This is a genomic window from Streptomyces lancefieldiae (genome assembly GCF_031845825.1).
Taxonomy (GTDB): Bacteria; Actinomycetota; Actinomycetes; order Streptomycetales; family Streptomycetaceae; genus Streptomyces; species Streptomyces lancefieldiae.
On sequence record NZ_JAVRFH010000020.1, the window covers coordinates 16,168 to 42,588 of the forward strand.

A 26,421-nucleotide genomic window follows, 5' to 3' on the forward strand; every position below is an offset into this window, starting at 1 on the left:
GGGATGAGTGAGTGTCAGTGAGCGACGCGGGTGACGTCGGTGCGTCGGGGAGGTGGGGTGACGGTGCGGGTGCGACGGAGTCATAGGCCTTGCCGGAAAGTTCCCGGGCGATGTCGGGTCCGGGCGTCTTACGCGGTACGGGGGACGCACGCGGGTGCCAAGTGCAGTACGCGGACGCGCCCGTGCGCGCCGGGCCACGCTCAGACGGGCTTGAGCCCCGGGGCGCCCGCCTCGGTGACGAAGGACCCGGCCGTGGTGAGGGGAGCGCCGGGCGTGCTGATGGCGGAGACGGTCAGGAAGTCCAGGCGGGCCGCCTGACGGCCGAGTTCGGCCCGGACGTAGCCGCGCTTGCCGTTGTAGAACCTCATGTGCGGGTTGGCCCGCAGGTACAGGTCCCAGTTGGCGGGCTGCTCCACGCCGTCCCGGCCGCTGGCCACCGACGTGCAGGTGACCTCCGTGCCGACGGTGGCCGACGCCGGGTCGTCGAAGTCCTCCTTGACGTCCAGGGCGTAGCCCACGTGGACGTCGCCGGTGAGGATCAGCCAGTTGTCGACCCCGGCGGACCTCGCTCCGGCGACGACCCGGTCGCGTGAGGCGCGGTAGCCGTCCCAGGCGTCCATCGAGAGCGGGGCGTCGGCGGTCACGTCGAACTTGCGCTGGGAGAAGCAGACCTGCTGGGGCATGACGTTCCACAGCGCGGTCGAGCTCCGCCAGCCGTCGATCAGCCACGTCTCCTGCGCGGCTCCCGTGATGGTGCGCGCCGGGTCGTCCGACTCGGGCCCCGGGGCGTGCGGCCGGTCGTCGTAGGCCTGGTCGGAGCGGTACTGGCGGGTGTCGAGGATGTCGAACTGGGCGAGCGTGCCCCAGTGCAGCCGGCGGTACAGCCGCGCGTCGGGTCCCTGGGGCAGCTGGGCGGCGCGCAGCGGCTGGTTCTCCCAGTAGGCGCGGTAGGCGGCCGCCCGGCGCAGCAGGAACTCCTCCGGTGGGATGGCGTTCTCCGGGACGCTGCCGGCGTAGTTGTTCTCGGCCTCGTGGTCGTCCCAGGTGACGACGAACGGGTGCGCGGCGTGCGCGGCCCGCAGGTCCTCGTCGCTCTTGTAGAGCGCGTAGCGCAGCCGGTAGTCCGCGAGGGTCACGGTCTCCCGGTCGAACACGTCGGGGAGTGTGATGTCGGTGTAGTGGCGCTCCCCGCCCTCCGCGTTCACCGCGTACTCGTACAGGTAGTCGCCGAGGTGGAAGACCACGTCGACGTCGTCCTGGGCGAGGTGCCGGTGCACGGTGTAGTAGCCGTCCTGGTAGGCCTGGCAGGCGACGGCCGCCAGTCTCAGCGTCGACGTGGCGCTGTCCGCGGCGGGCGCGGTGCGGGTGCGGCCCGTCGGGCTGAGCCAGGTACCGGTCCGGAAGCGGTAGTAGTACACCGTGCCGGGCGTCAGGCCCCGCACGTCGACGTGCACGCTGTGGGCGTACTCGGCGTGCGCCTCGGCGGTGCCCCTGAACAGGACGGTCGCGAAGTGCTCGTCGAGGGCCATCTCCCACTCGACCGTGACCCGTTCCGTGCCCATCCCGCCGTCCTCGAGGAACGGCTCGGGCGCCAGCCGGGTCCACAGCAGCACCGAGTCCGGCAGGGGATCGCCGGAGGCGACGCCGAGCGTGAACGGATCGCTGCCGATCCGGGCGGTCCGCAGGGACGCGGCGACCGCGCCGCGGGCCGGCAGGTTGGTGGAGAAGGCGAGTGCGGCGGCGGCCGCGGTGACGGTGAGGAAACGCCGGCGGCGAAAGTGCCGGACGGCGGCGCCCAGCACGGCGTCGTGCGGGGAGAAGGCGTGTTCGGCCAGTCGGCGGTGACGGCCCGTGGGCGCCATCTGGTGTCCTCTCGTACGGAGCGGGGGCGGTCCGTGGGCGAGCGGCAGGGGGGCCGGACGGGCCCACGGCGGTCGCCCACGCACGCCGGCACGGAGTCTCGCGTCGCGTCGGGCCGGCGTGCGCGGCGCAGCCCCGGTCACGTCGCGACGGCGTCGACCGCGGTGCGCGGATCCCGCATGCTAGGCAGACCGCATGTCCGAAACCGGCAGGACGTGCGGAGTGATCACACAGGAGGCGGTACACGCGTGTGGACGTCTTCCGCCCGGGGCACCCGGTACGGACGGAGGACGGGTACGCGGCGGAGGAAGGCGGCGGGCGGATCCGATGGCCAGGACACGGCGCTACGACGTGGCGGCCTCCGGTCGCTGGTGGGACCGGGAGGACAACCGCTGGCTGCCGGCCGGCGAGGTGCACGCCTGGGAGCAGGGCATGAACCAGACCGTGTGCGGTCTGTCCCTGCACCGGTCGCAGCTGTCCCGGTTCCCCGCGGTGACCTGGAGCGATGTGCTGCCCGAGTCCGGCGGCGCGGCCGACGCCGTCCGCCGGGTCTGCCCCCGCTGCGCCGCCGCGGCCGGCCGCCGGGGTGCGGGGGCCCGACCGGGCCGGCGGCACGTGGATCCGCGGCCGTAGGGCCGGACGGGACGGTCCGGCCTCGGGCCACTGCCGCACGGCGCCTACGACGGCAGCGGGGCGCGACTGACACGGATCTTGGACTGGCCGTGCGGTCGCCGCTCCCGGGCGACCCGGGCGACGTGCAGCGGCCGTGTCCGGGACGGTGTCCCATGCCCGGATCCCCCCTCGTGTGGGGCGCAGCAGACAGCCGGCCAGGTGCGGCAACGTGCTCTTGCCCGCGTCGTTGCGGCCGACCAGAGCGGTGATGCGGCCGCGGGGCACCGTGAACCGACAGCCACGCAGGGCCCGGCCGCGGTGTGACCGGTACCGGAGCCCGAGGTCCGTGGCGTGCAGCGCGGCGGGCTCGTCGGGCCCGGTCATGCGTCAAACGCCGGTGAACGGGACGGCCGGTGCGTCACCCGACGTGTAGTCTCACCACGCGCCACGGCCCGGCCGCCGACTCCGCTGGAGGACACGCGTGACGACCACCACCCCGCCGGTCACCCTCGACGACGTCCGTTCCGCCGCCGCCCGCATCGAGGGCGTCGCGCACCGCACCCCGGTGCTGCGCTCGCGCACCCTCGACGCCCTCGTGGGCGCCGAGACCTTCCTGAAGTGCGAGAACTTCCAGCGGGTGGGCGCCTTCAAGTTCCGCGGCGCCTACAACGCGGCCTCCCGCCTCACGCCGGAGCAACTGGCCCGGGGCATCGCGGCCTACTCCTCCGGCAACCACGCCCAGGCCGTGGCCCTCGCGGCCCGGGAACTGGGCACCACCGCGGTGATCGTCATGCCCGAGGACGCACCCCCCTCCAAACGGGAGGCCACCGCCGCCTACGGTGCCGAGATCGTCACCTACGACCGCTACACCGGTGACCGCGTCGCCCTCGCCGAGGCCCTGGCCGCCGAACGGGGCCTGAGCATCGTCCCGCCCTACGACCATCCGCACGTCATCGCCGGACAGGGCACCGCCGCCCTCGAACTCATCGAGGAGGCGGGGGATCTGGGCGCGCTCGTCGCACCGGTGGGCGGCGGCGGACTGATCGCCGGGAGCGCCACCGCCGCCAAGGGCCTGCACGCCGGCACCGCGGTGATCGGCGTCGAACCGGAGGCCGGCGACGACACCAGGCGCTCCCTGGAGGCGGGCCGGCGCGTCACCGTCCCGGTGCCGCACACCATCGCCGACGGCCAGGCCCTGCACACCCCGGGTGAGCTGACCTTCTCCCTCAACCGGAGGCTGCTCGACGCCGTCGTGGTGGTCTCCGACGACGAGATCCGGGACGCGATGCGGTTCGCGTTCGAGCGACTGAAGATCGTCCTCGAACCGAGCGGCGCCACTCCACTGGCCGCCCTCCTCAACGGCCGCGTCGGCCCGCTGCCCCGCCGGGTCGGCGTGATCCTCTCCGGCGGCAACGTGGACGCCGCCCGCTTCGCCGACCTCTGCGGCACACCCCGCTGACACCGGGCGTGCGCCGGATGGCCGGGCCCGGTCGGCAGGCGGACGATGGAGTGGTGGGGAGGGAAAGGAGGAGCGTCATGTTCGAGGCCAAGACGCTCGACAAGCCGGACGAGCGGCGTGATTTCCCCCGTGGGCACCTCGAGGCCGTGCACATGGAAGGACTCGATTTCGCCGTCGCCACCTTCGAACCCGGCTGGCGCTGGTCGGAGTCGGTGGCGCCGATCGCGGGCACCGAGGACTGCATGATCCACCACAACTGCTACGTCGTCCAGGGACGCATGTGCGTCCGCATGGCGGACGACGGCACCGAGAGCGAGGTGGGTCCCGGCGACGTCTTCGTCTGCTCGCCCGGGCACGATGCCTGGGTCGTGGGGGACGAACAGTGCGTGGTGTACGACTTCGCCGGAGCCATGGCCAAGGAGTACGCCAAGGGCGACTAGGCGGACATCCGGCGCGTCACATCGGTGGCGACCGACGGGAAAGGGGGCGACCGACGGGGAACGAGCGAGGGGGCGACCGCAGTGACGGTCACCCCCTCCCGCACCGGCGGCCCGCTCACGCGGCCAGGGTCACCGCCCCGACCGCCGGTGTACGCAGCACCCGCCGGGCCGTCGCCAGGCTCGTGCCCAGCGTCACCGCCGCCGACACCGACACCATCGTGAGCCAGACGCCGAGGAACTGGTCCGGCAGCACCGCGTCGGTCCGCACCACCGTGAACGGCACCACGCCGGCCAGCGCGGCCACCGTCCCGAAGAACACCCCCGTGACCGTCAGGATCACGCCCTCGGCGCCGACCACGCCGAGCACCTGCCCGGGCGTCGCCCCCGCCAGCCGCTGCTGACCGAACTCACGGGAGCGGTACGTCGTCGCCGCGTACAGCGAGTTGACCAGCATCACGCAGACGAACACCGCGATGATGCCGACCACCGTCAGGTTGAGCGTCTCCAGGTTCTTGGCATCGACCGACTTGACCAGTCCGGAGGCCTTCACGGCGTCGCTCTCCACCGCCTGCATCGTGACCGTCGCCGTCGACACCGCCGTGAACAGGATCAGCGACACCAGGGTCCCGGCGAGATGACTCGCCCGCTGACGCAGGTTGCGCACGGCCAGCCAGCCGATCGCGCCCCTCAGCGGCAGCCGGTCCAGCACCCCATCGAGCAGCCGCGGCGACAGCAGCGCGAAACCGACCGACAGCAGGATCGCCCCGTAGGCCGGCGGCGCCATCAGCATCTCGTTCGTCGCGGAGAACAGGAAGGTGCAGCAGGCCGTCGCGGCACCGGTGGCCAGGGCGGCGTAGGCCAGGAAACGCTTGGCTCCCTCCCGTTCCCGGTTGCCCCGCGTCACCCGCCGCACGGCCAGGAACGCGGCGCCCGCCGACGCGAGCAGCGTGATGTCCACGCCGCTCATCAGCGCGATCGGACCGAAGGAGTACTCGACGGACCGCGCCACCTGCCCGGTGTCCTGGAACATCTCCAGCAGCGCCCGTCCGCCGAGCATCGCCGGGCCGACCGCCAGCACCGCGCCCACCAGGGCCACGGCCACCGCCTCGCCCACGACCATGCGCTTGATCTGTGCCGGGGTCGCCCCCGAGCAGCGCAGCAGCTCCAGCTCACGGGTGCGCTGACGCACGTTGACCGTCAGCGTCGAGGCGACCGCGAAGAACACCAGCAGGGTCCCGTAACCGCCGACGACCCCCGCCGCCGTGCCCAGCGTCGTCGAGCTCACCGCATCGATGCCGTCCTGGCCGGCCGTGTCGTGCATCGAGTTGAACGCCATGATGATCGCCGCGCCCAGGAAGGCGGACAGCAGGGTCGCGAGAAACCGTCCGGGGCGTTGCCGGATCGACCGCAGGGCCAGCACGAGCATCGCTCACACCCCCGCGGACACGTCGTCGCCCAGGTGCGCGAGCCGCTCCGCGACCGCGTCCGGCGTCGGGGCGTCCATCCGCCCCACCAGCCGTCCGTCGGCGAGGAAGAGGACCGAGTCGGCGTACGAGGCGGCGACCGGGTCGTGCGTCACCATCACCACGGTCCGGCCGTGCACCCGCACCGCATCCTGCAACAGCAGCATCACCTGTCGCGCACTGCGGGTGTCCAGCGCGCCCGTCGGCTCGTCCGCGAAGATCACCCGGGGCTCGGTGACCAGCGCGCGGGCGATCGCCACCCGCTGCCGCTGACCGCCGGAGAGCTGGTCGGGACGGTGGCCCAGCCGGTCCCCGAGTCCGACCGTGGTCAGGATCTCCAGCGTCCGCTTCCGGTCGACGCGCCGCCCGGCGAGCTTGAGCGGCAGCACCGTGTTCTGCGCGACCGTCAGCGTCTCCAGCAGGTTGTACTGCTGGAACACGAACCCGACCCGGCCGCGCCGGAACTTCGTCAGCTCCGCCTCACCGCTGCCCGTCAGCTCCTTGCCGTCCACGCACACGATGCCGCTGTCCGGCCGGTCAAGCCCCGCCGCGCACTGCAGCAGCGTGGACTTGCCCGACCCCGACGGCCCCATCACCGCGGTGAAGGTGCCGCGTCCCAGGCTCAGCGTCACGCCGTCCAACGCGGTCACGGCGTTCTCGGCGGTGCCGTAGGACCTGGTCACCTTGACCAGGCGGAGCGCCTCGGGGGCGGGGCCCGGGTCGCGGTGGCCTCGTACGCCGGTGCGAAACATCGCCATCACCTTCCGTGCGGCACCACCCTGCGCGGTGCCTCGTCGAAGAGGCTACGGAGCGGGGGGCCCGGGCACACGGGGCGCAAAACCCGTATCGGGGGTGTACTCAGTGACACCTCGCCCCGGCGTGCGTCACGATGATCGTCATGATCGACGAAATAACGTGGCTCGCCGAACGGCAGTGCGTCGACGCCAGCGGCCACAGCGTGCTGATGTCCCGTGAACTGACCCCGGAGGAACTGGTGTCGCGCATCGCCGGGGACGCCTCCCCGGTGCGGCGGACCGCCTGCCACCTCGGTGAGCTGACCGGTCGGCAGGTCAACGACGTGCTGGACGAACTCTACGACTGGATCCACGACGGGCTCGCCCTGCGCCACGGACGCGACGGCGACTGGTCGTTCGCGGTCTGCTACGGCGGCTGGCCGGGCGCGCTGGAGGACCCGGGGGCCGTGTCACGCGGCGGAGCCCACGTGTTCCACCTCGAGTACGAGGAGGAGAACGGCAAACCGGTGCCGCCGCAGTTCGCCTACTACCACGACGGCCGGTACCGGTGCGGCTTCAACCTGCACCTGGACCACTCCTGGGGGTACGACGGCGTCGACGGGGACCCCGAACTGTCGCGCCGGATCGAGACGATGCTCGCGGCCGCAGGACTCCCCGAGGAGGACCCCGACGACCTGGAGGCCGTGCACCGCGCCTCGCTGGACGTCCTCGGCCAGGTCTTCGGCCTCGCACTGCCCCGGCAGCGGATCGTGGAGGGCACCCTCGACGCCGTGGTCCTCGAAGAGGCCGACTGACCTCTTCGCTCACCCGTCCACCAGCACCACCTCCAGGGTGCGCGGACCGTGCACCCCTTCGACCCGGTCCAGCTCGATGTCACTGGTCGCCGACGGACCGGAGATCCAGGTCAGCGGGCGTGCCGGGTCGAGGCGCCCGAGGGCCTCGGGGACGGAGGAGACCACCTGGTCCGGCACCCGTACGACGCAGATGTGGTGGTCGGGGACGAGGGTGATGCGACGGCGCCCCTGGTCGGGGGAGCCGTCCAGGACGATCGTCCCGGTCTCGGCGACGGCGACGGCGCAGCCCGTGACCACGCTGTCGACCCGGTCGAGTTCCGGCGCCGTACTCGCGGCCCGGTCCTGGACGAGGGTCGCGTCGACGGACTCCAGCCACTGTGCCGGCAACCCGGGCGGAAGCACCACGCTCCGCGTACCGTGCGCGGACAGGAGACGGGCCAGCAGCCCGGGCAGCTCCTCGTCCGTACACCGGTGCACGACCGCCCGGTAGTCCGCCAGGTTCTCGGCGAGCAGCTCCACCGTCCGGGCGACGGTCCGCCGCCCGTGCTCACGAAGGTAGTCCCGGGCGATCGCCCGCTCGTACGGCTCGTCGTCGCGTGGCACGTCCGCGAGGGCGCGCCGCACGCGGCCCAGGACGCGTTCCCTGCTGGTCCCGCTGCTCACTTCGCCCCGCCCTTTCCGCCCTGCGTGCGCTGCCACCAGTCCCGGAACGGTTCCACCGGCACCTCGGGGAGGTCCCGGCTGCCGCTCCACGCCCGGCCCGGCCCGGGAAGCGTGCGCGGATGGAAACGCCGGGTGCGCGACGCCATCCGCTGGCCGGTGCGGAGCGCGCCCGGATGCGTGAACGCCCACTGCGCCGCCCGCATCGCCGCCCGCTCGACGGCGTGTCCCTTGGCCGGTTTCAGCACCACCTTGTTGCCGTTCCGGACGGCCGGCCCGCCCTGGACCACCCGCTCCCGCAGGTGCACCAGCACCTCGGGGATGTCGATGGCGACCGGGCACACCTCGTAGCAGGCACCGCACAGCGAGGAGGCGTACGGCAGGGAGGCGTCGATCGCGCTGCCCGTGCCCCGCAGCTGAGGGCTGAGGATGGCGCCGATCGGGCCCGGGTACACCGAGCCGTAGGCGTGGCCGCCCGCCCGCTCGTACACCGGGCAGACGTTCAGACAGGCCGAGCAGCGGATGCAGCGCAGGGCCTGGCGGCCGACCTGGTCGGCGAGGGTGTCGGTGCGGCCGTTGTCGAGCAGGACCAGGTGGAAGGTCCGCGGGCCGTCCTCGTCGGCGGTGCCGGTCCACATGGACGTGTACGGGTTCATCCGTTCGGCCGTCGAGGAGCGGGGGAGGGTCTGCAGGAAGACCTCCAGGTCCCGCCAGCTCGGCACGATCTTCTCGATGCCGACGACCGAGATCAGTGTCTCGGGCAGGGTCAGGCACATCCGGCCGTTGCCCTCGGACTCCACGACCACGAGCGTGCCGGTCTCGGCGACCATGAAGTTGGCGCCGGAGATGCCGACCTTGGCCCGCAGGAACTTCTCCCGCAGGTGCAGCCGTGCCGCCTCCGCCAGTTCGGCGGGCGAGTCCGTCAGACCCCCGGGCGCCGGGCGGCCCCACTCGCTCATCTCCTTGGCGAAGATGTCCCGGATCTCGCCCCGGTTGCGGTGGATCGCCGGCACCAGGATGTGCGAGGGGCGGTCCTTGCCCAACTGCACGATCAGCTCGGCGAGATCGGTCTCGTAGGCGTGGATGCCCGCGGCCTCCAGCGCCTCGTTGAGACCGATCTCCTGCGTGGCCATCGACTTGACCTTGACGACCTCGCTCTCGCCGGTCTCCTTCACCAGCCGCGTCACGATCCGGTTGGCCTCGTCCGCGTCGGCCGCCCAGTGGACGATGCCGCCCGCCGCCGTGACCGCCTCCTCCACCTGCACCAGATAGCGGTCGAGGTGGCGCAGCGTGTGGTCCTTGATCTGCTTCCCGGCCTCGCGCAGCGCCGCCCAGTCGTCCAGTTCCGCGACCGCGCGGGCCCGCTTGTCCCGGATGGTGTGCGTGGCGTGGCGCAGGTTGCCCCGCAGCGTCGTGTCGCGCACGGCGGTGCGCGCCGCCTCGGGGAAGGCCGGCATCCCCAGGTACGTCCCGCTCATCCGGCCGCCTCCCGCTCCGTGCTCGCCAGGATCTCCGCGATGTGCACCGGCCGCATGCCCGTCCGCAGCCGCGTCATCGTCCCGCCGATGTGCATCAGACAGGAGTTGTCGGCCGCGCACAGCACCTCCGCGCCGGTCGACTCGGCGTTGCGCACCTTGTCCGCGCCCATCGCCGCCGACACGTCGGAGTTCTTCACGGCGAAGGTGCCGCCGAAGCCGCAGCACTCCTCCGCTCCCGGCAACTCGACCAGCTCCAGCCCCTCCACCGCCTCCAGCAGCCGCCGGGGCCGGTCACCCAGCCCCAGACCACGCAGCCCGTGACAGGTCGGGTGGTACGTGACCGTGTGCGGATAGTACGCCCCCACGTCCGTCACCCCCAGCACGTCCACCAGGAACTCCGTCAGCTCGTACGTCTTCGGCACCACCGGCGCCAGGGTGGCGGCGAGGGTGTCCCCGCGGCCCTCGGCGCGGGCGCGCTCGCCCATGCGGGGATACAGCTCCCGCACCATCGCGCCGCACGATCCCGACGGCGTCACGATCGCGTCGTAGTCCTTGAAGACCTCGGAGAAGTGCCGGGCCAGCGGCTCCGCCTCGTGCCGGTACCCGGTGTTGTAGTGCGCCTGCCCGCAGCAGGTCTGGGCCATCGGGAAGTCGACCTCGACCCCCAGCCCGGTGAGCAGTTTCACGACGGCACGGCCGGTGTCCGGATAGAGCGTGTCGTTGACGCAGGTCAGGAACAGGGCGACACGCATCGCGGCTCCTCGGGGTTGATCATCGGATGAACGCAGGGTAGTCGGGGGAACGCGGGCCGGGCAGACCCCGCTCACCGGTCGGCGAGTCGGGCCTCGGCCGCCCGCCAGAGCGCCGTGTCGCCGCGCGGCTCGTACCGGGTCAACGACTGCGTACGGACGAGCAGTCGGCGCATATCGGCCAGGTCGCCGACCGTGCCGTGGGCCCGGGCCTGCACGAGGACGTTGCCGAGCGCGGCGGCCTCCGTCGGACCCGCCACCACCGGCAGCCCGCAGGCGTCGGCGGTCAGTTGGCACAGCAGCGCGTTGCGGGTGCCGCCGCCGACGACGTGCACCACGTCGACCGGGTGCCCGGCGAGCCGCTGGGCGTCCTCGACGGCCCTGCGGTGGGCCAGCGCGAGCGAGTCGAGGATGCAGCGGGTCACCTCGGCGGGCGTCCGGGGCACCGGCTGCCCCGAGGCGCGGCAGGCCTCGGCGATCCGCTCCGGCATCCGGCCCGGCGCCAGGAACGCCGCGTCGCCCGCGTCCACGACCGACCGCAGCGCCGGCACCCGGGCCGCCGCCGACAGCAGCTCGCCCAGGTCCGGGTCGCCCCAGGCCCGCACGCACTCCTGGAGCAGCCACAGCCCCATGATGTTGCGCAGGTACCGTACGGTGCCGTCCAGCCCCAGCTCGTTGGTGAAGTTGGCGGCGCGGCTCTCCTCCGTCAGCACCGGGGCGGTCAGCTCCAGCCCGGCCAGCGACCAGGTCCCGGTGCAGATGTACGCGAACCGCTCGCCCGCGGCCGGGACGGCGGCCACCGCGGACGCGGTGTCGTGCGAACCGACCGTCGTCACCGGCACGGGGCCCTCCAGCCCCGTCTCCTCCAGCACCCGGGGCCGCAGCACCCCCGCCGGATCGCCCGGCCGGCGCAGCGGCGCGAACAGGCCGAGGTCGATGCCGAGCCGGTCCGCGACGTCGTGCGACCAGTCGCGGGTGCGGGGGTCGATCAGCTGGGTCGTGGAGGCGTTGGTCAGCTCCGTGCCCTGCTCGCCGGTCAGCCAGTGGGACAGCAGGTCCGGAATCAGCAACAGCCGCCGCGCCTGCTCGAACTGGGCCGTGCCGCGGGCCGCGACCAACTGGTACAGGGTGTTGAAGGGCGCGTACTGCAACCCGGTCGCCGCGTACAGCTCCGCCGCGGGCAAGGTGGCCCACACCTTCTCCGCGACGCCCTCGGTGCGTGCGTCGCGGTAGTGCACGGGGTTGCCGAGCAGTGCCCCGTCGGCGTCGAGCAGGCCGTAGTCGACGGCCCAGCTGTCGATGCCGACCGAGTCGACCGGGCCGGCCGCCCGCAGCCCGTCCAGGACACCGGCGTACAGCGCGAGGACGTCCCAGCGCAGCCCCTCGGGCGTGCGGACGGGCCGGTTGGGGAAGCGGTGGGCCTCGGTCAGCTCCAGGCTGTCGGGGCCCGCGCGGCCGACCATGACGCGCCCACTGGACGCGCCGAGGTCGACCGCGGCGTACGACTTCACCGTGCCGCTCATCGTCAGGGCGCCGCTCACCGCAGGAAGGCGGCGGCGACACCCGCGTCGACCGGGACGTGCAGGCCGGTGGTGTGGGTCAGGTCGCCGCCGGTCAGCGCGAACACGGCGTTCGCGACGTGCTCCGGCAGGACCTCCCGCTTCAGCAGCGTGCGCTGCGCGTAGAACTCGCCCAGCTTCTCCTCCGGCACCCCGTACACGGCCGCCCGCTGCGCGCCCCAGCCGCCCGCGAAGATCCCCGAACCCCGCACCACGCCGTCCGGGTTGACCCCGTTGACGCGGATGCCGTGCTCGCCGAGCTCGGCGGCGAGCAGCCGTACCTGATGGGCCTGGTCGGCCTTGGTGGCGGAGTAGGCGATGTTGTTCGGGCCGGCGAAGACCGCGTTCTTCGAGGCGATGTAGACGATGTCGCCGCCCAGCTCCTGCGCGGTCATCACCCGGGCCGCCTCGCGCGAGACGAGGAAGGAGCCGCGGGCCATGATGTCGTGCTGGAGGTCCCAGTCCTCGGCGGAGGTCTCCAGCAGCGGCTTGGAGATGGAGATGCCCGCGTTGTTGACCACCAGGTCGACCCCGCCGAACGCCAGCACGGCGGTGCGGAACGCCTCGGCGATCTGCTCCTCGGACGTGACGTCCACGGTGACGGCGACGGCCTTGTCCGGCCCGCCCAGCTCCTCGGCGACCGCGGCGGCGTTCTCGCCGTCGAGGTCGGCGATCACCACGCAGGCGCCCTCGGCGACCAGCCGCTGCGCGATGGCCCTGCCGATGCCGGAACCGGCGCCGGTGACCAGGGCGGTCCGGGTGGCCAGCGGCTTGGGCTTCGGCATCCGCTGGAGCTTCGCCTCCTCCAGCGCCCAGTACTCGATGCGGAACTTCTCCGACTCCTCGATCGGCGCGTACGTCGACACCGACTCCGCCCCGCGCATCACGTTGATCGCGTTGACGTAGAACTCGCCGGCCACCCGGGCGGTCTGCTTGTCCTTGCCGAAGCTGAACATGCCCACGCCCGGCACCAGCACGATCGCCGGGTCGGCGCCGCGCATGGCGGGGGAGTCCGGCTCGGCGTGCCGCTCGTAGTAGGCGGCGTACTCCTCGCGGTAGGCGGCGTGCAGTTCCTTCAGCCGGGCGACCGTCTCCTCCAGTGGGGCGGTCGGCGGAAGGTCGAGGACCAGGGGCCGGACCTTGGTGCGCAGGAAGTGGTCGGGGCAGGAGGTGCCGAGGGCGGCGAGCCGCGGGTGCTCGGCGCGGGCGAGGAAGTCCAGGACCACGTCGGCGTCGGTGAAGTGCCCGACCTGCGGCCGGTCCTGGGAGGCGAGGCCACGGACGTACGGCGCCAGCGCCGCCGCCCGCTCCCGCCGCTCCGCCTCGGGCAGCGCCTCGTACCCGTCGACCACCGCGCCGAACGGTTCGGCCTTCCCCCGCTCGGCGAGGAAGGCCTCGGCGGTGCGGATGATGTGCAGCGAGTTGCGCTCGCACTCCTCGGAGGTGTCGCCCCAGGCGGTGATGCCGTGCCCGCCGAGCACACACCCGATGGCCTGCGGGTTGGCCTCCTTGACCGCCGCGATGTCCAGCCCGAGCTGGAAACCGGGCCGCCGCCACGGCACCCACACCACGGTGTCGCCGAAGCACTCGGCGGTCAGCTTCTCCCCGTCCGCGGCGCAGGCCAGCGCGATCCCGGAGTCGGGGTGGAGGTGGTCGACGTGCGCGGCCTCGACGAGCCCGTGCATCGCGGTGTCGATCGAGGGCGCGGCGCCGCCCTTGCCGTGCAGGCAGTAGTCGAAGGCGGCGACCATCTCGTCCTCGCGCTCGACGCCCGGGTAGACGTCCTTGAGCGCCCGCATGCGGTCCAGCCGCAGCACGGCCAGCCCCGCCTCGGTGAGCGTCCCGAGATCCCCACCGGATCCCTTGACCCACATCAGTTCCACGTCACCCCCGGTGACGGGATCGGTCTCGGTGCCCTTCGCGGACGCGTTGCCGCCGGCGTAGTTGGTGTTACGGGGGTCGGCGCCGAGCCGGTGGGAACGGGCGAGGAGGGCATCGGCAGCAGGGTGGGTCGCCATGTCTTCACAGTCCTTCTTGAACGAGGGGTGGGGGAGCGCCCCTCTTGAGGGGCGCGGGGAACTGCGCGACCAGCCACAACCGGCCCGCAGTCGCAAAACGACAGAAACCCGGCAGACGCCTACGCCCCCCACCCGGCCTGCTGCCCACCAACCCGCTCGGCGACAACCTTCTCCGCCCACCCGCAGGAGCGATACGCCTTGAGGGGCTCGGGGGCCAGCCCCATCTCCTCCCGCACCTCACGGAGCAGCGGACGCACGTCCGTGTTGTACGCGTCCATCAGCACGGCGTTCGCCTCGAGAACGTCCCCCGCCCGCTGCGCGGCGCCCAGCGCCTCCGCGTCGACCAGCAACGCCTTGGCCGTGGCCTCCTGCACATTCATCACCGACCGGACAATGGCCGGAATCTTCGCCTCGATGTTGTGGCACTGGTCGAGCATGAACGCCACATCGGAGGTGAACCCGCCCCCGCGCACCACCTCGTACATGATCCGGAACAGCTGGAAGGGGTCGGCCGCGCCGACCATCAGGTCGTCGTCCGCGTAGAACCGCGAGTTGAAGTCGAACCCGCCGAGCTTGCCCTCCCGCAGCAGCGTCGCCACGATGAACTCGATGTTCGTGCCGGGCGCGTGATGCCCGGTGTCGACCACGACCTGCGCCTTCTCGCCCAGCTTCAGACAGTGGGCGTACGCCGTGCCCCAGTCCGGCACGTCCGTCGTGTAGAACGCCGGCTCGAACAGCTTGTACTCCAGCAGCATCCGCTGCCCCTCGCCGAGCCGCTCGTACACCTCGGCCAGCCCTTCGGCCAGCCGGTCCTGCCGGGACCGGATGTCGTCCTGGCCGGGGTAGTTGGTGCCGTCGGCGAACCACAGTTTCAGGTCACGCGACCCGGTTGCGTCCATGATGTCGACGCACTCCAGCAGGTGGTCCACGGCCTTCCTGCGCACCACCGCGTCCGGGTGGCAGATGCTGCCCAGCTTGTAGTCGTCGTCCTGGAACGTGTTGGAGTTGATCGCGCCGATCCGCACGCCCCGCTCCTCGGCGTGCTTGCCCAGCGCGGCGTAGTCCTCGACCTTGTCCCACGGGATGTGCAGGGCGACGGTCGGGGCCACGCCGGTGAACTCGTGCACCTTCGCTGCGTCGTCCAGCTTCTCGAACGGGTCGCGCGGCACGCCGGCCTGGGCGAACACCTTGAAGCGGGTGCCCGAGTTGCCGTACGCCCACGACGGCGTCTCGACGACCTGGGTCTTGAGCGCGGCCTTCACCGCGGCGAGCTCGGTCACTTCGGCGCTCCTGTGGCATCGGGTCGTGACCAGCTGTGAGACACGACCATGTGTGAAACGATTCAGAACGCGAAGTTATGAGCCACCCGAGGGGGTGTCAACCCTTCCGGCCGTCCCAGCTCTTCGTGACTCGGCCGTGACCTTCGGCTATCGAAAGTTTTTCGACCCAAACCCATTGACGTGACATGCCCTGACTGCGCTACCGTCCCGGCAACCCAGTTGAAACCTTTCACGACGCCGTGAGGGCCGTCCCGCCCGGCGTCGTCGAGGAGCCCCCATGACCCACCCGTCCGACGCGGGTAAGGCCCCGGTCCTGGCGCTCAGGGACGTCTCCAAGTCCTTCGGCGCGGTCCGGGCCCTGCGGGACGTCTCCCTGGAGCTGTTTCCCGGCGAGGTGCACGCCCTCGCCGGTGAGAACGGTGCCGGCAAGTCGACCCTCATCAAGACGCTCGCCGGAGTGCACCGGCCGGACGCCGGCCAGGTGCTGCTCGACGGTGCGCCGGTAGTCTTCCACGGCCCCGGCGACGCCCGCGATGCCGGTATCGCCGTCATCTACCAGGAGCCGACCCTCTTCCCCGACCTGTCGATCGCCGAGAACATCTTCATGGGCCGCCAGCCCCGGCGCGCCCTCGGCCGTATCGACCACAAGGCGACCCACGCCGCCACCGCCGACCTGATGCGGCGCCTCGGGGTCGAGCTCGACCCCGACCGCCCGGCGCGCGGCCTGTCCATCGCGGACCAGCAGATCGTGGAGATCGCCAAGGCCCTCTCCTTCGACGCCCGCGTCCTGATCATGGACGAGCCGACGGCCGCCCTCACCGGCAGCGAGGTGGCCCGCCTCTTCGGCGTCGTGCGCACCCTGCGGGACCAGGGTGCCGCCGTGCTCTTCATCTCCCACCGGCTGGAGGAGATCTTCCAGATCTGCCGACGCGTCACCACGCTGCGCGACGGCGCCTGGATCGCCAGTGAGCCGCTGGACGGCATGACCGAGGACGACCTGGTCCGCCGCATGGTCGGCCGCGACCTCGACGAGCTCTACCCCAAGCAGGAGGTCCAGCCCGGCGAGGTCGCGCTGAGCGTGCGCCGGCTGACCCGCGAGGGCGTCTTCACCGACGTCTCCTTCGAGGTGCGGCGCGGCGAGATCGTCGGCCTCGCCGGACTGGTCGGCGCCGGGCGCACCGAGGTGGCCCGCGCCGTGTTCGGCGTGGACCGCTGGGACGCCGGTGAGGTGGAGGTGGACGGCCGCGCACTCGTCAACGGCGCCCCGTCCACCGCCATGGCCGCCGGACTCGCCCTCGTCCCGGAGGACCGGCGGGCCCAGGGCCTGGTGATGGACATGTCCATCGAGCGCAACATCGGCCTCACCGGCCTTCGTACGACCGTGAAGGCCGGGCTGATGGACCGGAGCGCCGAGCGCAGCCGGTCCCTGGACTGGGCGGTCAAGCTCCAGGTGAAGTACGCCCGCATCGCCGACACCGTCTCCACCCTCTCCGGCGGCAACCAGCAGAAGGTCGTCCTCGCCAAGTGGCTGGCCACCGGCCCCAAGGTGCTGATCGTCGACGAGCCGACCCGCGGCATCGACGTCGGGACCAAGGCCGAGGTCCACCGGCTGCTGAGCGAACTGGCCGCCGACGGCGTGGCCGTCCTCATGATCTCCTCCGACCTGCCGGAGGTCCTCGGCATGGCCGACCGCGTGCTGGTGATGCACGAGGGCCGGCTGACCGCGGAGATCCCCCGCACCGACGCCACCGAGGAGACCGTGATGGCCGCAGCCACGGGGAGGGCCGCCGCATGACGGTCACCGCACCCGACCAGGCCCCCGTCGCCGATGTGCCCGAGGCCGGCGCCACCCGGCTCGTCGACCGCATCTTCAGGATGCGCGAACTGGCCATCCTGCTCGTCTTCCTGGTGATGATCGCCGTCACCCAGGCCGGCAACAGCGAGTTCCTGTCCGAGCAGGGCATCAAGGACCTGCTGCTGAACGCCACCATCCTGGTCCTGGTCGCCACCGGCCAGTCCCTGGTCGTCATCACCCGCAACGTCGACCTGTCGGTCGGCTCCACCCTCGGCATCAGCGCCTTCGCCGCGGGCACGTACCTCCAGGACGGCGGCAACCCCGTCGTGGCCGTGCTGCTCGCGGTGCTGATGGGTGTCGGCTTCGGCCTCCTCAACGGACTGCTCGTCAGCCTCGGCCAGGTGCCCGCCCTCGTCGTCACCCTCGGCACCCTGTACATCATCCGCGGCATCGACTCCATCTGGGTCGGCTCCCGCCAGATCACCGCGGCCGACCTGCCCGGCGGCTTCGTCGACTTCGGCTCCGGCGGCCTGTCCGCGGTGCCGTGGCTGGCCATGATCGCCGTCGCGGTGCTGATCGCCACGGCCTACTACCTCAAGCACTTCGGCAGCGGGCGCGAGCTGTACGCGCTCGGCTCCAACCCGGAGGCGGCCCGGCTGGCCGGCATCCCCGTCCGCAAGCGGATCCTCACCGCGTACACCTTCTGCGGTGCCCTCGCCGGCCTCGCGGGCGCCCTGTACCTGGCCCGGTTCGGCAACGTCGACTCCGGTACCGGCAACGGCTACGAGCTGACCGTCGTCAGCGCGGTCGTGGTCGGCGGCGTGGTCTTCACCGGCGGCTCCGGCAGCGTCTACGGCGCGGCCCTCGGCGCGCTGCTGCTCACCTCGATCAACAGCATGCTGCCCGCCCTCGGCGTCAGCTCCGTGTGGGTGCTGGCCATCAACGGGATCCTGCTCATCCTCGCCATCGCGGTCGACCGGATCGTCGCGCTGCGCGTGGCCACCGCCCTGAAGAAGAGGAACGCCCGCCATGGCTGACAGTTCCCTGACCCGCGCCATCCGCTGGGACACGGTCGTGGGTGCGCTCCTCGTCGTCGTCCTGCTGTTCTCCTTCGGTTTCGTCGACGGGTTCGGCAACTCCCTCAACCTGTCCTTCCTGATCGGCAACACCCTGCCGATCGCGCTCATCGCCCTGCCGATGACGCTGCTCGTGGTCTCCGGTGAGATCGACCTGTCGGTCGCGTCCACCGCGGGTCTGTCCGGCGCGGTGATGGGCGCCCTGTGGAACCAGGGCATGACCATCGAGACGATCATCCCGATCTGCCTGCTGCTCGGTGTGGCGTGCGGGCTGCTCAACGGCCTCCTGGTGACCCGCCTCGGCCTGCCCTCCCTCGCCGTCACCATCGGCACGCTGGCCGCCTACCGGGGCATCGCGCAGATCGTGCTCGGCTCCGACGCGGTGACCGACTTCCCCGCGCAGTACCTGGACTTCGCGGCCGGCCGCATCGGCGACACCTTCGTCCCGTACGCCTTCCTGCCGTTCCTCGTGCTGCTCGCCATCGCCGTGGTCGCCCTGCACGCCACCCCGTTCGGGCGGTCGCTGTTCGCCATCGGCGCCAGCGAGGAGGCCGCGCGCTTCGCCGGCATCCGGGTCCGGCGGCAGAAGCTCATCCTGTTCACGCTGACCGGCCTGATGTCCTCCCTCACCGGCATCTTCTGGGCGCTGCACTACGCCAGCGCCCGCTACGACAACGCCACCGGCCTGGAGCTCTCCGTCGTCGCCGCCGTACTCCTCGGCGGCATCGACTTCGACGGCGGCAAGGGCACGCTGGGCGGCGCGATCGCCGGAGTGTTCCTGCTCGGCGCGTTGCAGAACGTGATGAGCCTCCAGGACGTCTCCGCCCAGTCGCAGATCCTGGTCACCGGCGTCCTGCTCGTCCTGTCCGTTCTCGGCCCCCGGGTCGCGCGCCAGATCTCCGTCGCGCGGGCCGGACGCAGAGCGGCATCGCCACCCCTTCCCAAGGCACCCACGCCCACTTCGTAACCGGCTCAGCCCACCCTTTGAAGGAACACATGATGCGCAAGTCGTCGATCCGCCGCACCTGCGCGGCTCTCGCCGCCGTCACCTCCCTCGCCCTGGCCGCCACCGCCTGCGGCGGCACCACGAAGGAGGACGTCAAGGACGAGGGCGGCCAGGCCGCGACCGCCGGCAAGGCGGACCCGAACGCAGCCACCAAGAAGGGGCTGACCGTCGGCTTCCTGCCCAAGCAGGTCAACAACCCCTACTTCACCGTCGCCGACAAGGGCGGCGAGAAGGCGCTGAAGGAACTCGGCTCCAGCTACAAGGAGGTCGGCCCCTCCAGCGCCACCGACACCGCCGGCCAGGTCTCCTACGTCAACACGCTCACCCAGCAGCAGGTCGACGCCATGGCCGTCTCCGCGCAGGACCCGGGCGCCCTGTGCACCGCGCTCAAGCAGGCCATCAAGAACGGCATCAAGGTCGTCACCTACGACTCGGACACCAAGCCCGAGTGCCGCAACGCCTTCATCTCCCAGGCCTCCGCCGACGACCTCGGCCGCACCGAGGTGCAGCTGCTCGCCGAGCAGATCGGCTACAAGGGCGAGATCGCGATCCTCTCCGCCGCGCAGACCGCGACGAACCAGAACGCCTGGATCGAGATCATGAAGGACGAGCTCAAGGACCCGAAGTACAAGGACATCAAGCTCGTCAAGGTCGCCTACGGCAACGACGACGCCCAGCAGTCCTTCCAGCAGACCCAGGGCCTGCTCCAGGAGCACCCGAACCTGAAGGGGATCATCTCCCCGACCACCGTCGGCATCAAGGCCGCCGCCCAGTACCTCTCCGGCTCCAAGTACAAGGGCAAGGTCAAGCTGACCGGGCTCGGCACCCCCAACGACATGCGCAACTACGTCAAGAACGGCACCGTCGAGGCGTTCGAGCTCTGGGACCCGGCCAAGCTCGGCGAACTGGCGGCGCGCACCGCCGTCGCCCTGTCGTCCGGGCAGATCACCGGCAAGGAGGGCGAGACCTTCAAGGCCGGCGCGATGGGTGAGTACACCATCGGCAAGGACGGCGTGATCAACCTCGGCAAGCCGACCGTGTTCAACGCGAAGAACATCGACCAGTTCAACTTCTGACGGCTCGACTTCAAGAACGGGAGCGGTACTTCATGCAGCGCGTCTGTTTCCTGCTCAAGGTCCGCCAGGACCGGATCGCGGAGTACCGCGAACGTCACGCCGCCGTGTGGCCGGAGATGTGCGAGGCACTCTCCGCCACCGGCTGGCACAACTACTCGCTCTTCCTGCGCGACGACGGCCTGCTCGTCGGCTACCTGGAGACCGAGGACTTCGCGGCGGCGCAGGCCGGCATGGAGGCCACCGAGGTCAACGCCCGCTGGCAGGCGGAGATGGGGCCGCTCTTCGAGTCGCTCGACGGAGCCCGCCCCGACGAGGCGATGAAACCGCTCACCGAGGTGTTCCATCTCGCCTGAGGACCGCGCCTGAGGGCCTTGCCTCAGGACCTCGCCCCGGGGCCGCGCCCGAGGTCCTCGCCCGGCAACGGATTCCTCCGCGACGGGCGTGGTGCCGCCGGGGCGGGAGGCCGACCGCCGCCCGGCACACCGCCGGCCCCACCCCGCGGTACGACGAACTCCCGCGGCGGCGGCTCGCCCTGGGGCCACCACGCCCCCCGGCGCTCCACGTCGTCGACTTCCCACGCCCGCCCGACGGGGGCCCACCCTGGGCGGCGCGGGTAATGTGAAGGTCTTCCGGCCGCCCCGCGTCCCTGGTGCGTTTTCCTAGCTCGACCCTGGAGGTCCCTGCCCGATGGCCCAGTCGGTGGGTATCAAGGACGTCGCCCGCGCCGCCGGAGTCTCCGTGGGCACGGTCTCCAACGTCATCAACCGCCCGGACACCGTCGCGACCGAGACCCGCGCGCGCGTGCTGTCCGCGATCGACCGCCTCGGCTACGTCCGCAGCGAGTCCGCGCGCCAGCTGCGCGCCGGCCGCAGCCGGATCATGGGGCTGCTCGTCCTGGACATGGGCAACCCCTTCTTCGTCGACGTCGCGCGCGGTGCCGAGCGCGCCGCGCGCGACGCCGGGCTCGGCGTGATGGTCTGCAACAGCGCCCAGAACCCGGGGGAGGAGGCCGAGTACCTCTCGCTCTTCGCCGAGCAGCGGGTCCGGGGCGTCCTGCTGACGCCGGCCGACGCCACCGGCCGCAACATCGAGGGCTTCCGGCGCCACAACATCCCCTTCGTCCTGGTCGACCGGGTCGCCGAGGGCACCACCGAGTGCTCGGTCTCCGTCGACGACGTCGCGGGCGGCGCGCTGGCGGTGCGCCACCTCGTGGACGCCGGACACCGCTCCATCGCCTACGTCAGCGGGCCGCCCGGCCTCAACCAGGTGCACGACCGCCGCACCGGTGCCCTGCAGGCGCTCGCCGAGGCCGGCCTCGGCCCCGAGGCCCTGCGTGAACTGCCCACCGAACGCCTCGACGTCGCCGCGGGCCGGGACGCCGGCGCCCGCCTCCTCGGCCTCGCCGACCGGCCGACCGCCGTCTTCTGCGCCAACGACCTCCTCGCCCTCGGCGTCCTGCAGGCCATGTACGCGGCCGGGGTCGGCGTCCCCGACGACCTCGCGATCGTCGGCTACGACGACATCGAGTTCGCCGCCGCCGCGGCCGTCCCGCTCACCTCGGTGCGCCAGCCCGCCGTCACCATGGGTGCCATGGCCGCCGAGCTGCTCCTGGAGGAGACGGAGTCGCAGGGCGCGGACCGGGCCCACGCGCACCGGCGGGTCGTGCTCCAGCCCGAACTGGTGGTGCGGCGCTCCAGCCTCGCCGCCCGCTGACGCACCCGTCAGCACGATTTCATGATCCCGGGGGTCGGCGGCCGCAGAAGCATGTGCTGAACTGGGACACGGCCGAAAGATCCGTCCGTACGATCCCTCCGTCCCGGGAGCCCCGTTGAGTCTCAGCTACCGTCAGCCCGGCGTCGTCCTCACCGACCGCCGTTTCACCGTGCCCCTCGACCACGAGAACCCCTCCGGCGAGACGATCGAGCTGTACGCCCGCGAGGCCGTGGCGAGCGAGAAGGCACACCAGGACCTGCCGTGGCTGGTCTACCTCCAGGGCGGCCCCGGCTTCGGGGCCAACCGTTTCGTCGGCCGCCCCGCCTGGCTCGGCCGCGCCCTGAAGGACTACCGGGTGCTGCTCCTCGACCAGCGCGGCACCGGCGCCTCCACCCCCGCCAATCGGCAGACGCTCCCGTTGCGCGGCGGCCCCGCCGAGCAGGCCGACTACCTCACGCGCTTCCGCGCCGACTCCATCGTCCGGGACTGCGAGGCGATCCGCCCCGCGGTCACCGGCGGCGCGCCCTGGACCGTCCTCGGCCAGAGCTTCGGCGGCTTCTGCACCGTCGCCTACCTCTCCCTCGCCCCCGAGGGCCTGGACACCGCCCTGATCACCGGCGGCCTGCCCTCCCTGGACGCCCACGCCGACGACGTCTACCGGGCCGCCTTCCCGCGTATCGAGCGCAAGGTCGTCGCGCACTACGCCCGCTATCCGCAGGACGTCGAACGCGCCCGCCGCATCGCCGACCACCTGCTCACCCACGACGTGGTCCTGCCGAACGGCTACCGCCTCACCGTCGAGGCCTTCCAGTCCCTCGGCATCCTCCTCGGCGGCAGCGAGGGCAGCCACCGCCTGCACTTCCTCCTGGAGGACGCCTTCGTCCGCACGCCGCGGGGGCACGAGCTGTCCGACGCGTTCCAGGAGGAGGCGCAGAACCTCCTGTCGTACGCGGGCCACCCGCTCTACGCCCTCGTCCACGAGGCCATCTACGGTCAGGACGCGCGCCCCACCGACTGGTCTGCCGAGCGGGTCCGCGCCGAGTTCCCGCGGTTCGACGCCGCGAAGACCCTGGCCGGCGACGAGCCCCTGCTGTTCACCGGCGAGTCGATCCACCCCTGGATGTTCGACTGCGACCCGGCGCTGCGTCCGCTGCGCGAGACGGCCGAGCTGCTCGCCGCCCGCACCGACTGGACGCCGCTGTACGACCGGGCCCGCCTCGCCGTCAACGAGGTGCCGGTCGCCGCGGCCGTCTACCACGACGACATGTACGTCGACACCGCCCACGCCCTCACCACCGCCCGTGCGATCCGCGGGCTGCGCACCTGGGTCACCGACGAGTTCGAGCACGACGGCGTACGGGCCGGCGGCCCCCGCGTCCTGGACCGGCTGCTGTCGCTCGCCCGCGACGAGGCGTGAGGGACGACCCCCGGACACCGGGTGCGGTGTCACCGGCACGGGTTAGTGTGCGGGCATGACGGAGCCGGTGACCACCCAACTGGAGCCCATGCCCGCCGACTGGCGGCGCGCCCTCGCCGTCGTCGCCCACCCCGACGACCTGGAGTACGGCTGCTCGGCGGCGGTCGCCGCCTGGACCGACGAGGGCCGCGAGGTCGCCTACGTGCTCGCGACGCGGGGCGAGGCGGGCATCGACACGCTGCCGCCCGCCGAGTGCGGCCCGTTGCGGGAGCGGGAGCAGCGGGCGAGCGCGGCCGTGGTCGGGGTGAGCGAGGTGGAGTTCCTCGGTCACCGGGACGGTGTCGTGGAGTACGGCATCGCCCTGCGCCGCGACATCGCCGCCGCGATCCGCCGCCACCGGCCCGAGCTGGTCATCACCCTCAACCACCGGGACACCTGGGGCGGCGTCGCCTGGAACACCCCGGACCACGTCGCCGTCGGCCGTGCCACGCTCGACGCGGTGGCCGACGCCGGCAACCGGTGGATCTTCCCGGAGCTGACCGAGCGGGGCCTCGAACCCTGGGACGGCGTGCGCTGGGTCGCGGTCGCCGGTTCCTCCTCGCCCACGCACGCGGTGGACGCCACACCCGGGCTGGAGCGCGCGGTGCGCTCCCTGCTCGAGCACCGGACGTACCTCGAGGTGCTGACCGAGGAGGACCCCGAGACGTACGTGCGCGGGTTCCTCACCGGGTACGCCGAGGCCGCGGGTGAGCGGTTCGGCGGGAGGCCGGCGGTGACCTTCGAGGTCTTCGGCCGGTAGCGGCAGGCGGGCACCGACGGCGTTCGCCGCGCCGGCGGTCCGTATGCTGCACACCATGCGAGAACTCACGGACCAGGCGGAACTGCGCGGCGACTGCGAGCGGTGCTTCGGCCTGTGCTGCGTCGCCCTGCCGTTCGCCCGCTCGGCGGACTTCGCGATCGACAAGGACGCCGGGAAGCCCTGCCCGAACCTCCGGGGCGACCACCGCTGCGGCATTCACGCGGGGCTGCGCCGGCACGGCTTCACCGGCTGCACGGTCTACGACTGCTTCGGCGCCGGGCAGAAGGTCTCGCAGGTCACCTTCGGGGGACAGGACTGGCGTACCGGCCCGCCGGAGCGGACACGCCTCGTGTTCGACGTGTTCCCGGTGGTCCGCCAGCTGCACGAGCTGCTCTGGTACCTGACGGAGGCGCTGACCCTGCCCGCGGCCCGCCCGGTCCACGCCGACCTGCGCCGGGCCCTGACCGACACCGAACGCCTCACCGACGGGGCCCCCGAGGAACTGGCCGCGCTGGACGTGGCCGCGCACCGGCAGCGGGTCAACGTGCTCCTGCTCCGTACCAGCGAGCTGGTGCGGGCCGGCACCCGCGGCAGGAAGAAGAACCGCCGCAACGCCGACCTGATGGGTGCCCGGCTCAGGGGCGCCGACCTCAGCGGGGCCGACCTGCGCGGCGCCTACCTCATCGCCGCCGACCTCACCGGCGCCGACCTGCGCGGCGCCGACCTGATCGGCGCGGACCTGCGCGACGCCGACCTGACGGACGCGGACCTGACGGGCGCCTTCTTCCTGACCCAGCCGCAGCTCACCGCGGCCCGGGGCGGTGCCGGCACCAGACTGCCGGACTCAGTCACCCGCCCGGTGCACTGGACAGCGCGGCCCTGACCCGGCGTCCCCGGCGACGGGCGCGCGGTCCGGGTGCGCGGGGGCCTCCGGGGCCGCCGGGGCCCGGCGTTCCAGGCGCAGCCGCAGCCCCTGAGGCATCAGCGTGAGCCGTTCGGTCACCCGCAGCCGGTACTCCGGCTCGGCCCGCAGCTCGTAGCGGCGCAGCAGCAGTCCGAGCACCAGCGTGGCCTCGTGCAGTGCGAACTGCCGCCCGATGCACGCCCGCGCACCCGTCCCGAACGGCTTGAAGGTGTGCGGGGCGCGCGACCGTACGGCCTGCGCGTCGAAGCGGTCCGGATCGAACCGCTCGGCGTCCGGCCCCCACACCTCGGGGTCACGGTGCAGCATCCCGGTGAGCACCAGCGCCCAGGCCCCGCGCCGCATGGGATGCGCGCCGCCCAGCACGGTGTCCTCGCGGGCCTCCCGCGCGAAGGCGGGCGCGGTCGGCCACAGCCGCAGCGACTCGTCCAGCACCCGGCGCACGTACCGCAGTCTGGCCACCTGCTCGTAGCCGGGCGCCTCGGTGTCGCCCCAGACGCGGTCCACCTCGGCGCGGGCCCGGGCCGCGACGTCGGGGTGCTGGGAGAGATAGTGCAGGGCGAAGGAGAGCGCGCCCGAGGTGGTCTCGTGTCCGGCCACCAGGAACGTGATGACCTGGCGGCGGACGTTCTCCGGTGACAGCCGCTCACCGGTCTCGGGATGGGCCGTCTCCAGCATCCGGTCGAGCAGGTCGCCCGCCCCGCCCTCGCCGCGGGCGGCGCGGCGGTCGCGGACCAGGTCGTCGACCGTGCGGTTGAGGTAGGCGATGTCGGCGGCGTTGCGGCGGCCCGCGCCGCGCAGCAGCCACGGGGCCAGCGGGGCGGGCACGGTGTTGATGCGCTGCGCGTGGGTGAGCGTGCCCACCATCGCGGTGACGAAGGGATGCGGGCGGGAGCGCTCGAAGGAGCCGAAGTCGTGCCCGAACCCGGTGCGCGCGATCGTCTCCAGCGTCAGCTTGGTCATGTCGCCGGGCACGTCCACCGCCCGTCCCGCCGCCCGGGCCCGGTCCCACGCGTCGGTGAGCCGTGCGGCCACGTCCAGCATCGTCAGGTGGTAGCCCGCCATGGCCTCGCGGCTGAAACCGGGCGCCAGGACGTCGTGCGCGAGCTGCCAGTTCGGCTCGTGGTTGTACGCCGTGAACAGCCCGTCACCGGCGACGGGGCGCAGGTTGGCCACGCCGAGCCCCACGTGCTTGGCGAACCGCGTCTCGTCCGCCAGGTCGGCGGCGAGCGCGGCACCCCACACGAACACGAACTCCTTGCCGAAGACCCGCCGCCGGAAGATCGGCCCCAGCTGCCGCGCGTACCGCAGCGAGTCCTGCATGGGCGTGCGCCGGCCGGCCCCGACCACGTCCCCGAGCAGGGGGAGGCGGTGGGGAGGGTGCGGGATGCGGTGCAGTTCGGGCCAGCCGATCCCGGCGCTGCGGAACCCCTTCGGCCGTCCGTCCCGGGCCGGCCCGTTCATCGTCTCCGCCATGACGCGATCTCCCT

General features: G+C 72.4%; 23 protein-coding genes. 13 read left to right on the top strand and 10 right to left on the bottom strand.

From position 1 onward, the window contains the following. Positions 1–200: 200 nt before the first annotated feature. A complete protein-coding gene (locus RM812_RS20295; protein WP_311574445.1) occupies positions 201–1,862 on the bottom strand; it encodes an alkaline phosphatase D family protein in 1,662 nt (553 codons plus the stop codon). Between the two features lie 325 nt (positions 1,863–2,187). On the opposite strand from RM812_RS20295, the gene RM812_RS20300 reads away from it, so the two are divergent. From RM812_RS20300 to RM812_RS20310, 3 genes are all read left to right on the top strand, one after another. After that, positions 2,188–2,493: a hypothetical protein gene (locus RM812_RS20300; protein ID WP_311574447.1), complete on the top strand. Its 306-nt coding sequence runs from the start codon at positions 2,188–2,190 to the stop codon at positions 2,491–2,493. Between the two features lie 460 nt (positions 2,494–2,953). After that, entirely contained in the window at positions 2,954–3,931 is a 978-nt protein-coding gene (locus RM812_RS20305) for a pyridoxal-phosphate dependent enzyme (protein WP_311574448.1), read from the top strand. A gap of 77 nt (positions 3,932–4,008) precedes the next feature. Continuing rightward, entirely contained in the window at positions 4,009–4,371 is a 363-nt protein-coding gene (locus tag RM812_RS20310) for a cupin domain-containing protein (RefSeq protein ID WP_311574450.1), read from the top strand. 115 nt (positions 4,372–4,486) lie between these two features. Here RM812_RS20310 and RM812_RS20315 read toward each other — a convergent pair whose 3' ends face one another. Continuing rightward, positions 4,487–5,797, bottom strand: coding sequence for an ABC transporter permease (locus RM812_RS20315; protein WP_311574452.1), 1,311 nt, complete (start codon positions 5,795–5,797; stop codon positions 4,487–4,489). A gap of 3 nt (positions 5,798–5,800) precedes the next feature. After that, positions 5,801–6,586, bottom strand: coding sequence for an ABC transporter ATP-binding protein (locus RM812_RS20320; RefSeq protein WP_311574454.1), 786 nt, complete (start codon positions 6,584–6,586; stop codon positions 5,801–5,803). A gap of 146 nt (positions 6,587–6,732) precedes the next feature. Between RM812_RS20320 and RM812_RS20325 the strand changes: the two genes are divergently transcribed. Further along, on the top strand, positions 6,733–7,383 hold the full coding sequence (locus tag RM812_RS20325) for a DUF6461 domain-containing protein (protein ID WP_311574456.1): 651 nt from the start codon (positions 6,733–6,735) through the stop codon (positions 7,381–7,383). A 9-nt stretch (positions 7,384–7,392) separates the two neighbouring features. On the opposite strand, the gene RM812_RS20330 is transcribed toward RM812_RS20325, so the two are convergent. The 6 genes from RM812_RS20330 to rhaI all read right to left on the bottom strand — a co-directional run bounded on the left by RM812_RS20330 (position 7,393) and on the right by rhaI (position 15,127). Further along, the gene (locus RM812_RS20330; protein ID WP_311574458.1) at positions 7,393–8,046 is read right to left on the bottom strand and encodes a LutC/YkgG family protein; all 654 of its coding nucleotides are present in this window, start codon (positions 8,044–8,046) and stop codon (positions 7,393–7,395) included. After that, on the bottom strand, positions 8,043–9,521 hold the full coding sequence (locus tag RM812_RS20335; RefSeq protein WP_311574460.1) for a LutB/LldF family L-lactate oxidation iron-sulfur protein: 1,479 nt from the start codon (positions 9,519–9,521) through the stop codon (positions 8,043–8,045). Before RM812_RS20335 ends, RM812_RS20330 begins: the two co-directional genes overlap by 4 nt. Further along, positions 9,518–10,273, bottom strand: a complete 756-nt coding sequence (locus tag RM812_RS20340; protein ID WP_311574462.1) for a (Fe-S)-binding protein — start codon at positions 10,271–10,273, stop codon at positions 9,518–9,520. Before RM812_RS20340 ends, RM812_RS20335 begins: the two co-directional genes overlap by 4 nt. Positions 10,274–10,344: 71 nt before the next feature. After that, positions 10,345–11,793 (bottom strand): rhamnulokinase, encoded by a 1,449-nt coding sequence (locus RM812_RS20345; protein WP_311574652.1) that lies wholly within the window; start codon positions 11,791–11,793, stop codon positions 10,345–10,347. 14 nt (positions 11,794–11,807) lie between these two features. Continuing rightward, positions 11,808–13,847 carry a bifunctional aldolase/short-chain dehydrogenase gene (locus tag RM812_RS20350; protein ID WP_311574464.1) on the bottom strand — a complete coding sequence of 680 codons (2,040 nt, stop codon included), beginning with the start codon at positions 13,845–13,847 and terminating at the stop codon, positions 11,808–11,810. Between the two features lie 119 nt (positions 13,848–13,966). Further along, entirely contained in the window at positions 13,967–15,127 is a 1,161-nt protein-coding gene (gene rhaI, locus RM812_RS20355) for an L-rhamnose isomerase (protein WP_311574466.1), read from the bottom strand. Between the two features lie 277 nt (positions 15,128–15,404). Here rhaI and RM812_RS20360 point away from each other — a divergent pair, with 277 nt between their 5' ends. From RM812_RS20360 to RM812_RS20400, 9 genes are all read left to right on the top strand, one after another. Beyond that, entirely contained in the window at positions 15,405–16,922 is a 1,518-nt protein-coding gene (locus RM812_RS20360; protein ID WP_311574468.1) for a sugar ABC transporter ATP-binding protein, read from the top strand. Further along, positions 16,919–17,959, top strand: coding sequence for an ABC transporter permease (locus RM812_RS20365; RefSeq protein WP_311574469.1), 1,041 nt, complete (start codon positions 16,919–16,921; stop codon positions 17,957–17,959). The genes RM812_RS20360 and RM812_RS20365 overlap by 4 nt, the downstream gene beginning before the upstream one ends. Beyond that, a complete protein-coding gene (locus tag RM812_RS20370) occupies positions 17,952–18,965 on the top strand; it encodes an ABC transporter permease (RefSeq protein WP_311574472.1) in 1,014 nt (337 codons plus the stop codon). The genes RM812_RS20365 and RM812_RS20370 overlap by 8 nt, the downstream gene beginning before the upstream one ends. Positions 18,966–18,997: 32 nt before the next feature. Next, entirely contained in the window at positions 18,998–20,080 is a 1,083-nt protein-coding gene (rhaS, locus tag RM812_RS20375; RefSeq protein ID WP_311574655.1) for a rhamnose ABC transporter substrate-binding protein, read from the top strand. A 32-nt stretch (positions 20,081–20,112) separates the two neighbouring features. Next, positions 20,113–20,433, top strand: coding sequence for an L-rhamnose mutarotase (locus RM812_RS20380; protein WP_030185674.1), 321 nt, complete (start codon positions 20,113–20,115; stop codon positions 20,431–20,433). A gap of 334 nt (positions 20,434–20,767) precedes the next feature. Further along, positions 20,768–21,793: a LacI family DNA-binding transcriptional regulator gene (locus tag RM812_RS20385; protein WP_311574475.1), complete on the top strand. Its 1,026-nt coding sequence runs from the start codon at positions 20,768–20,770 to the stop codon at positions 21,791–21,793. A 115-nt stretch (positions 21,794–21,908) separates the two neighbouring features. Beyond that, positions 21,909–23,210 carry an alpha/beta fold hydrolase gene (locus RM812_RS20390; RefSeq protein ID WP_311574477.1) on the top strand — a complete coding sequence of 434 codons (1,302 nt, stop codon included), beginning with the start codon at positions 21,909–21,911 and terminating at the stop codon, positions 23,208–23,210. 55 nt (positions 23,211–23,265) lie between these two features. Beyond that, a complete protein-coding gene (locus RM812_RS20395) occupies positions 23,266–24,009 on the top strand; it encodes a PIG-L deacetylase family protein (RefSeq protein WP_311574479.1) in 744 nt (247 codons plus the stop codon). A gap of 43 nt (positions 24,010–24,052) precedes the next feature. After that, entirely contained in the window at positions 24,053–24,892 is an 840-nt protein-coding gene (locus tag RM812_RS20400; RefSeq protein WP_311574481.1) for a pentapeptide repeat-containing protein, read from the top strand. Here RM812_RS20400 and RM812_RS20405 read toward each other — a convergent pair. Then, entirely contained in the window at positions 24,854–26,407 is a 1,554-nt protein-coding gene (locus RM812_RS20405; protein WP_311574482.1) for a cytochrome P450, read from the bottom strand. The two genes, RM812_RS20400 and RM812_RS20405, sit on opposite strands and share 39 nt — an antisense overlap. Positions 26,408–26,421 lie beyond the last annotated feature (14 nt).

Coding starts and splice junctions, on each gene's coding strand:
- RM812_RS20370 (WP_311574472.1), top strand. CDS start 17,952: ATGGCTGACAGTTCCCTGACCCGCGCCATCCGCTGGGACACGGTCGTG.
- RM812_RS20300 (WP_311574447.1), top strand. CDS start 2,188: ATGGCCAGGACACGGCGCTACGACGTGGCGGCCTCCGGTCGCTGGTGG.
- RM812_RS20350 (WP_311574464.1), bottom strand. CDS start 13,847: ATGGCGACCCACCCTGCTGCCGATGCCCTCCTCGCCCGTTCCCACCGG.
- RM812_RS20345 (WP_311574652.1), bottom strand. CDS start 11,793: ATGAGCGGCACGGTGAAGTCGTACGCCGCGGTCGACCTCGGCGCGTCC.
- RM812_RS20360 (WP_311574468.1), top strand. CDS start 15,405: ATGACCCACCCGTCCGACGCGGGTAAGGCCCCGGTCCTGGCGCTCAGG.
- RM812_RS20315 (WP_311574452.1), bottom strand. CDS start 5,797: ATGCTCGTGCTGGCCCTGCGGTCGATCCGGCAACGCCCCGGACGGTTT.
- RM812_RS20405 (WP_311574482.1), bottom strand. CDS start 26,407: ATGGCGGAGACGATGAACGGGCCGGCCCGGGACGGACGGCCGAAGGGG.
- RM812_RS20295 (WP_311574445.1), bottom strand. CDS start 1,862: ATGGCGCCCACGGGCCGTCACCGCCGACTGGCCGAACACGCCTTCTCC.
- RM812_RS20385 (WP_311574475.1), top strand. CDS start 20,768: ATGGCCCAGTCGGTGGGTATCAAGGACGTCGCCCGCGCCGCCGGAGTC.
- RM812_RS20325 (WP_311574456.1), top strand. CDS start 6,733: ATGATCGACGAAATAACGTGGCTCGCCGAACGGCAGTGCGTCGACGCC.
- RM812_RS20400 (WP_311574481.1), top strand. CDS start 24,053: ATGCTGCACACCATGCGAGAACTCACGGACCAGGCGGAACTGCGCGGC.
- rhaS (WP_311574655.1), top strand. CDS start 18,998: ATGCGCAAGTCGTCGATCCGCCGCACCTGCGCGGCTCTCGCCGCCGTC.
- RM812_RS20365 (WP_311574469.1), top strand. CDS start 16,919: ATGACGGTCACCGCACCCGACCAGGCCCCCGTCGCCGATGTGCCCGAG.
- RM812_RS20340 (WP_311574462.1), bottom strand. CDS start 10,273: ATGCGTGTCGCCCTGTTCCTGACCTGCGTCAACGACACGCTCTATCCG.
- RM812_RS20310 (WP_311574450.1), top strand. CDS start 4,009: ATGTTCGAGGCCAAGACGCTCGACAAGCCGGACGAGCGGCGTGATTTC.
- RM812_RS20320 (WP_311574454.1), bottom strand. CDS start 6,586: ATGTTTCGCACCGGCGTACGAGGCCACCGCGACCCGGGCCCCGCCCCC.
- RM812_RS20380 (WP_030185674.1), top strand. CDS start 20,113: ATGCAGCGCGTCTGTTTCCTGCTCAAGGTCCGCCAGGACCGGATCGCG.
- RM812_RS20395 (WP_311574479.1), top strand. CDS start 23,266: ATGACGGAGCCGGTGACCACCCAACTGGAGCCCATGCCCGCCGACTGG.
- RM812_RS20335 (WP_311574460.1), bottom strand. CDS start 9,521: ATGAGCGGGACGTACCTGGGGATGCCGGCCTTCCCCGAGGCGGCGCGC.